General features: G+C 47.4%; 12 protein-coding genes. 11 read left to right on the top strand and 1 reads right to left on the bottom strand.

Annotation, left to right across the window (positions count from 1 at the left end; translation table 11 throughout):
• Window positions 1-73 precede the first annotated feature (73 nt).
• Entirely contained in the window at window positions 74-1,264 is a 1,191-nt protein-coding gene (locus ACI39P_RS09525) for a hypothetical protein (RefSeq protein ID WP_439720437.1), read from the bottom strand.
• Between the two features lie 228 nt (window positions 1,265-1,492).
• Here ACI39P_RS09525 and rimP point away from each other — a divergent pair, with 228 nt between their 5' ends.
• The 11 genes from rimP to rpsO all read left to right on the top strand — a co-directional run bounded on the left by rimP (window position 1,493) and on the right by rpsO (window position 10,939).
• Window positions 1,493-1,960 (top strand): ribosome maturation factor RimP, encoded by a 468-nt coding sequence (gene rimP, locus ACI39P_RS09520; RefSeq protein WP_439720436.1) that lies wholly within the window; start codon window positions 1,493-1,495, stop codon window positions 1,958-1,960.
• Between the two features lie 21 nt (window positions 1,961-1,981).
• A complete protein-coding gene (gene nusA / locus ACI39P_RS09515; protein ID WP_439720435.1) occupies window positions 1,982-3,154 on the top strand; it encodes a transcription termination factor NusA in 1,173 nt (390 codons plus the stop codon).
• 15 nt (window positions 3,155-3,169) lie between these two features.
• Window positions 3,170-3,445 carry an RNase P modulator RnpM gene (gene rnpM, locus ACI39P_RS09510; protein WP_439720434.1) on the top strand — a complete coding sequence of 92 codons (276 nt, stop codon included), beginning with the start codon at window positions 3,170-3,172 and terminating at the stop codon, window positions 3,443-3,445.
• The gene (locus ACI39P_RS09505) at window positions 3,438-3,770 is read left to right on the top strand and encodes a L7Ae/L30e/S12e/Gadd45 family ribosomal protein (protein WP_439720433.1); all 333 of its coding nucleotides are present in this window, start codon (window positions 3,438-3,440) and stop codon (window positions 3,768-3,770) included. The genes rnpM and ACI39P_RS09505 overlap by 8 nt, the downstream gene beginning before the upstream one ends.
• A gap of 27 nt (window positions 3,771-3,797) precedes the next feature.
• Window positions 3,798-6,155, top strand: a complete 2,358-nt coding sequence (infB, locus tag ACI39P_RS09500; protein WP_439720432.1) for a translation initiation factor IF-2 — start codon at window positions 3,798-3,800, stop codon at window positions 6,153-6,155.
• A 25-nt stretch (window positions 6,156-6,180) separates the two neighbouring features.
• Complete coding sequence (gene rbfA, locus ACI39P_RS09495) at window positions 6,181-6,552, top strand: 30S ribosome-binding factor RbfA (protein ID WP_439720431.1); 372 nt, start codon at window positions 6,181-6,183, stop codon at window positions 6,550-6,552.
• A complete protein-coding gene (locus tag ACI39P_RS09490) occupies window positions 6,549-7,511 on the top strand; it encodes a DHH family phosphoesterase (protein WP_439720430.1) in 963 nt (320 codons plus the stop codon). The genes rbfA and ACI39P_RS09490 overlap by 4 nt, the downstream gene beginning before the upstream one ends.
• A gap of 16 nt (window positions 7,512-7,527) precedes the next feature.
• Complete coding sequence (truB, locus tag ACI39P_RS09485; RefSeq protein ID WP_439720429.1) at window positions 7,528-8,430, top strand: tRNA pseudouridine(55) synthase TruB; 903 nt, start codon at window positions 7,528-7,530, stop codon at window positions 8,428-8,430.
• A gap of 160 nt (window positions 8,431-8,590) precedes the next feature.
• Window positions 8,591-9,544, top strand: a complete 954-nt coding sequence (locus ACI39P_RS09480) for a bifunctional riboflavin kinase/FAD synthetase (RefSeq protein ID WP_439720428.1) — start codon at window positions 8,591-8,593, stop codon at window positions 9,542-9,544.
• 12 nt (window positions 9,545-9,556) lie between these two features.
• Window positions 9,557-10,453 carry an EamA family transporter gene (locus ACI39P_RS09475; protein ID WP_439720427.1) on the top strand — a complete coding sequence of 299 codons (897 nt, stop codon included), beginning with the start codon at window positions 9,557-9,559 and terminating at the stop codon, window positions 10,451-10,453.
• A 219-nt stretch (window positions 10,454-10,672) separates the two neighbouring features.
• Window positions 10,673-10,939, top strand: coding sequence for a 30S ribosomal protein S15 (gene rpsO / locus ACI39P_RS09470; RefSeq protein ID WP_439720426.1), 267 nt, complete (start codon window positions 10,673-10,675; stop codon window positions 10,937-10,939).
• The last annotated feature ends 83 nt before the right edge of the window (window positions 10,940-11,022 follow it).

Here is an 11,022-nt window from a genome sequence, read left to right as displayed (position 1 = left end):
GTGGCGATTACTATGTGTTTTTTATTTTTACGTCATTATTATCTTAATGACATTGCCCTTTGGACTCTTTTTGTTATTCATCGATAAAAAATTGTTGAGGAAGGGGCTGGCTGGAAAAAAGAAGAGGTGCCAAGCTATAGGCGTAGCTGCCAGCATGGCTGAAGGTTACGAAATCACCGATATTCCCTTTTTTGACGGCAACATCCTTTGCCATGATATCTGCGCCGGAGCAAAGGTGCCCGGCAATATCGACCACTTCTGTTTCGCTGCTTTCAGAAAGGACATTGATTTCATAATGATCGTTTTCTGTAGCAAAAGGTTCATAGGATGCGCCGATATGGTCAGGCTGAAAGGGCAGAAGCATTTGCCGCAGAACGGGTTTAAAGAAGCCATTGGCGCCATTTTTGACGATATAGAAAGTTTTTCCATGGGAGCGTTTGATATCAACGATCTCTGTTACGTATGTACCGCAGTCGCAGGCGAGGAAACGTCCGCTTTCCAACAGCAGCTGGGCAGAAAGATCGCTTTTGTGCTTGGAAATGGAACAGGAGACGACTTCCCGCAGTTTTTCATAGTCTAAAGGAGATTGTCTCGTTTTATCATAAACCTTGCCGACACCACCGCCGAAATTGATATAGTCCAGTTTCGTACCAAGGAAATTCTGCAATTTTACAGCTAAGTCCAGGACATTGTCATAATAACGCGCTAGTTTTTCTGTATCCAGAATCTGAGAGCGGATATGGATGTGAAGCCCGTGGATTGTAAGATGGGGATATTTTTCAGAGAAATCGGTTTTCCAGACAAGGCTTTCATCGATGCCGAATTTGGATGGTATCTGTGGGGAGCCATTCAGGGTGAAATCCGGATGGATCCGCAGACCAACTGACAGGTTTCTGCCGCATTCGGAAGCGGCTTCTTCCAGAAGAGAAAGCTCATGGAAACTATCGGCGATGATGTGACATTTACCAATGACCTGAGCGATATCTTCCCTGGTGGGGGCGGGGCAGGAATAATAGATGTTTTCCGCAGGAATACCTGCTTCTAAAGCAAGGCCGACTTCCTTGGCGGAAGCTGCGTCAGCGCCGATGCCCAGGGATGCCATCTTTTTCAAAACGGGCGGAAAAGGATTGGCTTTGACAGAAAAGAGCAGCCCAAAGCCGGGGAAAGTTTTCCGCAGGACAGAGGCTTGTTCTGAAATGATTTTTCCGTCATAGATATAGAAGGGAGCAGGATGTTTTTCCCGGATTTTTTCAATCGCATGCATAAAATTCCTCCTTTGGGGATATAAATAGACAAACGTCTTTCCAACATTATATAGTAACGGGGAAAATCTTACAAGAAGACAGGAATTTTCTGAAAAATCCTTGCCAATCAGGGAGAAAAGTGATATAGTAATCTACAGTAAAGATATAAGTTGTCGGCGAAAAGAGTGGGTATACAAACCCGCTCTTTGTTGTTGTATGGAAGATTTTTTGGAAAAAGAGGTGTAAAAATGGCGAAAGGAAGCAACACAGAGCAGAAAGTGCTGCCTCTTCTGGAACCCATCGTGGATGCCAATGGTCTGGAATTGGTGGATCTGGAATTTGTAAAGGAAGGCGTGAATTGGTATCTGCGGGTGTATATTGACAAGGAAGGCGGCGTCAATATCGATGACTGCGAGCTGGTGAGCCGTGCGCTGGAAGCCAAACTGGATGAGACTGACCCCATCGAGCAGGCATATATTTTGGAAGTAAGCTCCCCCGGGATTGACAGACCGTTGAAAAAAGAAGCTGATTTTGTAAAATATCAGGGGGAAATCATCGATGTGAAGCTGTATAAGCCCCAGAACGGCAGCAAGCAGTATCAGGGCAAGCTGCTGGGGCTGGAAAACGGCGTGCTTTCCATTGAGGAAGAAAATGGCAATGTAGTGACATTTGAATATAAAGATACAGCCAGCGTGAGACTGGCGGTGATCTTCTAATAAAAGGGAGGAAACTGGAAAATGGATAGTAAAGAATTTTTGGATGCGCTGAACCTGGTCTCCAAGGAAAAAGGCATTGACAAGGAAGTTATTTTTGAAGCCATCGAAGCATCTTTGGTTTCTGCATGCAAAAAAAATTTTGGCACAAGCCAGAATATCAAAGTAGTCATCGACAGAGAAACAGGCAATGTTGCCTGCTATGCGCAGAAAACCGTGGCTGACCCTGTGGAAGATCCTCAGTTGGAGATTTCCATTGAAATGGCCCGCGTGCTGAACCCTAACTATGTAGTGGGTGACGTAGTGGACCTGGAAGTAACACCTAAGGATTTCGGCAGAATTTCTGCCCAGACGGCAAAGCAGGTCGTTGTACAGAAATTCCGTGAAGCAGAAAGAGAAATCCTGTTCAATCAGTACATCACAAAAGAACGGGAAGTGGTGACAGCTATCGTACAGAGAAAAGAACGCAGAAATGTGATCGTACAGATGGGTAAGATTGATGCGGTTCTGGCTGCAAATGAACAGATTCCCGGCGAACAGTATAACTTTATGGATCGCATCAAAGTATATGTTCTGGAAGTGAAACAGACCACAAAAGGCCCTCAGATCTTCGTTTCCAGAACACACCCTGAACTGGTAAAACGTCTCTTTGAACAGGAAGTGCCTGAGGTACACGATGGCACTGTAGAAATCAAGAGCATTGCCAGAGAAGCAGGCAGCAGAACAAAAATCGCTGTGTATTCTAAAAATGAAAATGTTGACGCTTTGGGTGCCTGCGTTGGTCAGAACGGCTACAGAGTAAATGTGATCGTAAATGAATTGGGCGGCGAAAAGATTGACGTGATCAACTGGAGTGAAGACCCCAAGGAATTCATCGCAGCAGCCCTGAGCCCTTCCAAAGTTCTGGAGGTTGCCCTGAACGAAGCGGAACAGAGTGCAAAAATCGTTGTGCCTGACCATCAGCTTTCCTTGGCCATCGGGAAAGAGGGGCAGAACGCAAGACTTTCTGCAAAACTGACAGGCTGGAGAATTGATATCAAGAGCGAAACACAGGCAAGAGAAACAAACTTCCTGGCAGAAGAACCTGCAGCGGAGGAAGTTGCTGTAGAAGAAGCTTTGGCGGAAGAAGTCACAGAAGAGCTGGATGCACTGGAAGCGATCGATGCAATCGAAGCTGCCTCTGAAACAGAAGCATAAGAGGGAGGAGAGCGTATGAAGCAGAGAAAAGTACCTCTCAGAAAATGTACCGGTTGTCAGGAAATGAAAAATAAAAAAGAACTTATCCGCATCGTGAGAAATGATGCAGGGGAGTTTTCTTTGGACCGCACGGGCAAAAAGCCCGGCCGCGGCGCATATATCTGCCCCAATGGGGAATGTCTGGCGAAGGCCCAGAAATCTAAGGGGCTGGAACGCTCCTTTAAGGCACCTGTGCCCAAGGAAGTATATGAACAGCTGCTGAAAGAACTGGAGGAAGAAGCGAATGCATAAATTCTTTTCCCTCCTGGGGCTTTGCAAGCGGGCAGGTAAGCTGGCCGCAGGCGAAGTGGCAGCAGAACAGGCAGTACGAAAGAAGCAGGCGTACTTGCTGATTTTATCGGAAGATGCTTCTAAAAATACAAAAAAGAAATTTACAAATTCCGCAGCGTATTATGAATTGCCTCTGATAGAGGCGGGGACAAAACAGGAATTGGGCAAGGCTATCGGCGCGGATATGCGCTCCATCATCGCAATTACCGAAGCAGGCTTTGCAAAGAAATTGAAACAGCTGGCGGAAGAAAACATAGAGAATAGAACGAAGGTCGGTGAAGATTGATTTTCGGGAAAGACGAGGTGTTGTGGAATGTCCAAAATTCGAATTTATGAACTGGCAAAGCAGCTGGGCGTTGCCAATAAAGACTTGATGGAAAAAATCAACAGCGTTGGTATTGAAGCAAAAAGCCACATGGCAATGCTGACAGAAGAAGAGGCTGCAAAGGTGACAGCACTGTATCAGAACAAAAAAGAAGGGCCCAAAAAAGAAGCGCCCAAGCAGGAAGTACCTAAAAAAGAGGCTCCCAAGAAAGAGGCTCCTAAGCAGGAAGCACCGAAAAAAGAAGGGCCCAAGCAGAATGCGCCTAAACAGGATGCACCCAGAAAAGACAATAATCAAAAACAGGGCGGCAACAGACCTGCACAGAAGCAGGAGAACAGAAACGATAACAGACAGGGCAAGCCTCAGCAGCAGAACGGCCCTAAACAGGGCGGCGGCCAGCAGCAGGGCAAACCTCAGAATAAAGATAACAACAAGGGTAAAGATAAAAAAGGCGGCAAGAACGGCAACAAAAATGGGCAGAAGGTAAGAGAAAACCCCATGGAACGCAGACGCCGGGAAATGGAAGAAGAAGCTGCCCTGATGGCAGAACTGGAAGCGCTGGAAGCAGCAGAAAAGGCTGCCAATGCGGATCCCGTTATCAAATATATCCCTGAAAGCATCACAGTAAAGGATTTGGCAGAGGTTCTGGGCAAAAAAGGCTCTGACTTGGTAATGAACCTGATGAAGAAGGGTAAAATGTTGGCTATCAATGCTACATTGGATTTCGATACAGCTGCAACCATTGCGGAAGAATATAATGTGATTCTGGAACTGGAAGAAGAAAAGGATATCATGGAAGAAGCTTTCGGTACAGAGGAAGAAGAGGATGAATCCAAACTGGAAGAACGCCCTCCTGTAGTTGTTGTTATGGGGCATGTTGACCATGGGAAAACATCCCTGCTGGATGCTATCCGCCACAGCAATGTAACAAAAGGCGAAGCCGGCGGCATCACACAGCATATCGGTGCTTATACTGTACAGATTGACGGAAAGCCTATCACTTTCCTGGATACACCCGGTCACGAAGCTTTCACTGCTATGCGTATGCGTGGCGCGCAGATCACAGATATCGCCATTCTGGTAGTTGCAGCCGATGACGGCGTAATGCCCCAGACGGTAGAAGCTATCAACCATGCGAAAGCCGCAGGGGTTGAAATCATTGTTGCTATCAACAAAATGGATAAACCTTCTGCAAACCCTGACAGAGTAAAACAGGAGCTGACAGAATATGACCTGCTGGCAGAGGATTGGGGCGGCACAACGGTATGCGTACCCGTTTCCGCTCATACCAAAGAAGGGATTGACAATCTGCTGGAAATGATCATTTTGACAGCGGAAATGAAAGAGCTGAAAGCAAACCCCAACAAAAAAGCGAGAGGTGCTATCATCGAAGCACAGCTGGACAAAGGCCGCGGCCCTGTGGCAACGGTATTGGTGCAGAGCGGTACCCTGCGGGTGGGGGATCCTGTTGTTGCAGGCCCTGCTTATGGTAAGATCAGAGCCATGACAGATGATAAGGGCAGACGTGTAAAAGCGGCAGGTCCTTCTACACCTGTTGAGATCCTGGGCCTGTCTGAAGTTCCTTCTGCCGGTGACAGCTTCTATGTAGCGGCAAATGACAAACAGGCAAGACAGCTGGCAGAAAGCGTGATCGCGAAAAACAGAGAAACACTGATCAGCCAGACACCTCAGAAGGTATCTTTGGATGACCTGTTCAGCCAGATTCAGAGTGGGAATATGAAAGAACTGGGTATCGTCGTAAAAGCAGACGTACAGGGTTCTGTAGAAGCTGTTCGTCAGTCTCTGGAAAAACTTTCCAATGAAGAAGTGCGTGTGCGCATCATCCACGGCGGTGTTGGTGCCATTACAGAAAGCGACGTTATGCTGGCTTCCGCATCCAATGCCATCATCATTGGTTTCAACGTTCGCCCCGAACCTGCCGCAAAGGCATTCGCTGATGAAGAAAAGGTTGATGTGCGCCTGTACCGTGTTATCTACAATGCGATCGAAGATATCACAGCGGCTATGAAAGGGATGTTGGATCCCGTATTTGAAGAAAAGGTTCTGGGCCATGCAGAAGTTCGCCAGACATTCAGAGCCTCCGGTGTTGGCACGATTGCGGGCAGCTATGTAAAAGACGGTAAAATCGTACGTAACTGTCAGGTTCGTATCGTCCGTGACGGTATTGTTGTTTACGAAGGCGACCTGGAAAGCCTGAGACGTTTCAAAGACGATGTAAAAGAAGTTGCGGCAGGCTATGAATGTGGTCTGGTATTCAAAAAATTTAATGATATTAAGGAAGGCGACTGGGTAGAAGCCTTCACGATGGTAGAAGTACCTCGCTAATCCAACCGAATCAAGGTGAAAAGATATGAAAACAAACAATAGACTTTCCCGTATCAATGACGAGATCATGAAGGAACTGTCTCAGATCATCCGGGCAGAACTGAAAGATCCCCGCATTGGTGCGATGACAAGCGTCATCCGTGTGGAAACAACACAGGATTTAAAATACTGCAAGGTTTTTGTTTCTGTATTGGGTGATGAAAAAGATAAAGAAAATGTAATGCAGGGGCTGAATAATGCAGGCGGTTTTATCCGCCGCCTGATCGCCCAGAGAATCAATCTGCGTTATACACCGGAGCTGAGATTTAAACTGGATGAATCCGCAGAATATGCCATCCACATGGATCAGCTCTTCAGCCAGATTTCTAAAGAACGAGAAGAGAGAGATGCTGAATGATGAAAGCAAAGGACTCTTTTGAAAAAATAATGGAATGTATCCTGTCGGCGGAAACCATCACGCTGGCAGGACATACCAACCCTGACGGGGATGCCATCGGTGCCTGCTTGGCATTAGGGGGTGCCCTGGAAAAGAGCGGCAAAAAAGTACAGGTGGTATTGGAAAAATACGCCGATAAATACCATCTGATTCCCAACGGGCATTTGGTTTGTGAAGCGGAAAAGGCAGAGATTCCAGAGCTTTTTATTGCCTTGGACTGTGGTGATGAAGGACGCCTGGGGGCTGCCGGGGAAATTTTCCAAAAAGCGGCAAAGAAGATCAATATTGACCACCACGGGAGCAATACTTGTTTTGGGGAATTGAATTATGTGGATGCCGATGCTTCTTCCACCAGTGAGATCATTTTCCGCCTGCTGAAAGACCGCCTGCCTATGACGGCGGCAGAGGCGGCAGGGCTCTATGCGGGGCTGATTTACGATACAGGCGGGTTCCGCCATTCCTCCACTTCCCCTGAAACCATGAAAATCGCCGGGGAATTGATGGGCTATGGTATCCCTTTCACAGAGATTTACAACAGATTTTTCGACAGCCGCAGCTTTTCTGAACTGAAGATCATGGGAAAAGCCTTGGATAATGCGGAGCTTCTCTTTGGCGGAGATGTGGTCTGCTCCACCATCACCACGGCGGAGATTGAAGCATTGGGCGGCAGCAATAAGGAACTGGATGCTATTATCAATTACCTGAAAGGCGTATTGGGGGCAAAGGTGGCCTGTTTCTTCTATGAAAAGACAGAAACAGACGTAAAGGGCAGCTTCCGCGGCAATGACGGCTATGATGTCTGTGCGCTGGCGCAGAAATTCGGCGGCGGCGGCCATGTGAAGGCGGCAGGCTGTACCATTTCCGCACCCATTGCCGAAGCAAAGGCTATGGTATTGGCGGAAGTAGAAAAAATGTTATAAAAAAGGAGGTTCCCTTTTGGACGGCATTTTTAATATATACAAAGAAAAGGGCTTTACCTCCCATGATGTGGTGGCTGTGGTGCGCCGCACCATCCACATGAAAAAGGTAGGCCATACCGGCACCCTTGACCCAGATGCAGAGGGCGTTCTGCCTGTCTGCGTGGGGAAGGCCACAAAGCTTTCCGATGTCATTATGGACGGCAGAAAAAGCTATCGTGCCATGCTGCGGCTGGGCATCACAACGACTACGGAGGATGCTTCCGGCGAAGTGCTGGAAACAAAGCCGGTGGACTTTGACGAAGAAAAAATCCGGGAAGCGGTGGCTTCTTTCATCGGTAAGCTGGAGCAGGTGCCTCCCATGTATTCTGCGGTAAAGGTCAACGGGAAAAAGCTCTATGAACTTGCCAGAGAGGGCAAGGAAATTGAACGGAAATCCCGCACGATTGAAATATATGATATCCGTATCCGCCAATTTTTGCCGCCGGACAGAGTGGAGATGGATGTGGATTGTTCCAAGGGGACTTATATCCGTACCCTTTGCGCCGATATCGGCAAAGCCTTGGGCTGCGGCGGCCACATGGCAGAGCTGCTGCGGACGGCAACAGGGGCTTTTTCTCTGGAAAATGCCATCCGCCTTTCAGAGCTGAAAGAATTGGCAGAGCAGGAGCGGGCAGAAGAAGCCTTACTGACCATGGAAGAAGCCCTGAAGGATTTCCCTGTTATCAAGGTGGCCAAAAGCTCCACAAAGCTGCTTTATAATGGCGGGAAGATTCGGGAGAAATTTTTTGAAGAGAAACCTATGCCCCTGCAGTTGGGAGAGATCGCAGCTGTTTTTGATTTTGAAAACAACCTTGTGGGGCTTTATGAGATAAAACAAGAAGAAGACTTTTTTATCAAACCATTCAAGATGTTACGGTAAAAGCATTGTCAAGGGGCTGAATCTATCGGTGCATTTGCGTACAGACGGGAACAGTCATCTGACAATTTAACGAAATGCGTCAGGCATAGCCTTACGAATATTGTTAACGGCTGCACAGCAGGCGGCTTTTATACCGAAAAAACAATGTAAGGAGTAAAAAATGGAACATATCACTGACACGCGAATCGAGCAGGACCGACCAACCGCCGTTACCCTGGGTAACTTTGATGGTCTGCATCTGGGTCATCGTTCGCTGATCAATCTGACAAAGCAGTTTGCAGAGGAACAGGGGCTGAAAAGCGTTGTTTTCACCTTCTCCCCCCATCCGATGCTCGTTTTTAAGAAAAAAGATGATTTTGCCCTGATCATGGATCCCTCTGAGAAGAAATTCCAGATGGAACAGCTGGGTATAGATACTTATATCGAATATCCTTTTGATGTGGAATTTGCGGCGATGAGCCCCGAAGATTTTGCGGTTAAACTGATTTTTGAAAAGCTGAAGTGCCAGGTGCTGGTGGTAGGGGAAGACTATCACTTTGGCAAGGGCGCTGCAGGCAATTATGAAATGCTGAAGAAACTGGGAGCAGAAAGGGGCATCATGGTCGTGGGGGTACCCAAGGTGCTCCACGGCGAGGAAAGAGTCAGCTCTTCCCGTATCCGTCAGTGCCTCATCGAAAAGAATCTGGAAGAGGCAAACCAGATGCTGACAGTGCCTTATTTTATTCTGGGCACTGTGAAAGAAGGAAAAAAACTGGGCAGAACCATTGGTTTCCCTACAGTGAATATTGAAGCCCATCCGTTGAAATTGTTCCCTCCCAATGGCGTTTATGCTACGAAAACATTGTACAAGGGTAAATATTACTATGGTGTGACAAATATCGGCAAAAACCCAACGGTGAACGGAACAGTAAAAATTGTGGAAACTTACCTGCTGGATTTTAATGAAATGATCTACGGCGAACAGCTGCAGACGTTCTTTTATAAATTCCTGCGCAGTGAGCAAAAATTCCCCAGTGTGGAAGAACTGCGGAAGCAGATTGCTATCAATGCAGAGCAGGCAAGGGACTATTTTGCTTCGGAGGAATATGCCCACTGGAAAAGCGAACAGGAATGAGAAGGTGCCAAAATGAGGGAAAAGAAAACCGTTTTGGCAAGCCTTGCGCTGCTTTTGACAGCGGCGATTTGGGGCAGTGCCTTTGTGTTTCAGAAATTTGCTGCGGATGAACTGACCACATCCTTTATTGTGGCGGCTCGTTTTACGATAGCGGGGCTGATTACTGCAGCGGCAACGGTGAAAAAATGGCACCATATCGATAGAGGCTATCTCTTAGGCGGATTCTTGACGGGAGCTACCATGGCTTTAGGCACAGGCCTGCAGACAGCAGCCATGACACTGGGGACAAGCCCAGGCAAAAGTGCCTTTCTGACATCGGCTTACTGCGTGATCGTTCCCTTTTTATACTGGCTGGTGAAGCAAGAAAAACCGAAAAAGAACCATCTGCTTTCGGCGGTCATTTGCTTGATCGGCATTGGACTGATTTCCCTGAATGGCGGCGGCGGGCTGACGCTGGGCGATGGGGTAACGCTGCTGTGCAGTGTGGTCTTTGCGGCGAACATCATTGCGATTTCCATATTTTGCCAAGGCAGAGACCCTATGCTTCTGACGATGCTGCAAATCTGCGTTTCCGCCCTTTGTGGCTGGGGCAGTGTGATCGTTACCGGCGGCATGCCGGAACATCTTTCCTTTGGCGCGGCAGGAAACGTGCTGTATCTGGCAGTATTTTCCACGGCCCTTTGCCTGAGCCTGCAAAGCATCGGGCTGAAATATACCAATGCTACGGTGGGGACGATTCTGCTGAGTTTAGAATCCGTATTCGGTGTCATCTTCTCTATTTTGCTTTATGGGGAGCAAGTAACAGCCAGAATGGGCATCGGCTTTGCCGTGGTTTTCGGGGCAGTGCTGCTTTCCCAGCTGGATTTTTCGGGAAAACCAGAAAGCATAGCCCGGGAGAATGATGGATAAGCGCATATTGCCCCAGAGGAAAGACAAAATCCTGAAAACCCTTGTATTTTTAGGGAAAACGCAGAAAATTTCTTTGTTTTACCTTGCAAAGAAGGGGTTCCTATGGTAAACTATAAATGTTGTAAAACCGTGACTCAGTTTTCGGACACTCCGACCACTACTTAGTCTCCGGGGATACAGAAATCAGAAAACATCTATTTTCTAAGGAGGAAAACAACAATGGCAGCAACAATCAACAAACAGGAAATCATTGCAAAATACGGCAGAACACCTAACGACACAGGTTCTCCCGAAGTACAGATCGCTCTCTTGACAGCAAGAATCACTCTGCTGACAGATCACCTGAAAATGCACAAAAAAGACCATCACTCCAGAAGAGGTCTGCTGAAAATGGTTGGTCAGAGAAGAGGTCTGCTGAATTACCTGAAAGAAATCGATATCGAAAGATACCGTGCAATCGTAGCACAGCTGGGTCTGAGAAAGTAATTCACAGATGATAACGAAGAGAGGGGACGGTTTCCCCTCTTTTCTTTCTATCAAAAGAAAAATACGAGAAGGCGCACTATAGA

Origin of the sequence: Anaerotignum sp., from assembly GCF_051877975.1 — a bacterium.
Taxonomy (GTDB): Bacteria; Bacillota; Clostridia; order Lachnospirales; family Anaerotignaceae; genus Anaerotignum_A.
Note: the sequence above shows the minus strand (reverse complement) of the source record. Positions and strands in the feature narration are given on the sequence as shown.

Excerpts from the sequence above, each read along its gene's own strand:
- rnpM (WP_439720434.1), top strand. The coding sequence starts at position 3,170 with ATGAAGCAGAGAAAAGTACCTCTCAGAAAATGTACCGGTTGTCAGGAA.
- nusA (WP_439720435.1), top strand. The coding sequence starts at position 1,982 with ATGGATAGTAAAGAATTTTTGGATGCGCTGAACCTGGTCTCCAAGGAA.
- rpsO (WP_439720426.1), top strand. The coding sequence starts at position 10,673 with ATGGCAGCAACAATCAACAAACAGGAAATCATTGCAAAATACGGCAGA.
- ACI39P_RS09505 (WP_439720433.1), top strand. The coding sequence starts at position 3,438 with ATGCATAAATTCTTTTCCCTCCTGGGGCTTTGCAAGCGGGCAGGTAAG.
- ACI39P_RS09525 (WP_439720437.1), bottom strand. The coding sequence starts at position 1,264 with ATGCATGCGATTGAAAAAATCCGGGAAAAACATCCTGCTCCCTTCTAT.
- rbfA (WP_439720431.1), top strand. The coding sequence starts at position 6,181 with ATGAAAACAAACAATAGACTTTCCCGTATCAATGACGAGATCATGAAG.
- ACI39P_RS09475 (WP_439720427.1), top strand. The coding sequence starts at position 9,557 with ATGAGGGAAAAGAAAACCGTTTTGGCAAGCCTTGCGCTGCTTTTGACA.
- ACI39P_RS09490 (WP_439720430.1), top strand. The coding sequence starts at position 6,549 with ATGATGAAAGCAAAGGACTCTTTTGAAAAAATAATGGAATGTATCCTG.
- infB (WP_439720432.1), top strand. The coding sequence starts at position 3,798 with ATGTCCAAAATTCGAATTTATGAACTGGCAAAGCAGCTGGGCGTTGCC.
- rimP (WP_439720436.1), top strand. The coding sequence starts at position 1,493 with ATGGCGAAAGGAAGCAACACAGAGCAGAAAGTGCTGCCTCTTCTGGAA.
- ACI39P_RS09480 (WP_439720428.1), top strand. The coding sequence starts at position 8,591 with ATGGAACATATCACTGACACGCGAATCGAGCAGGACCGACCAACCGCC.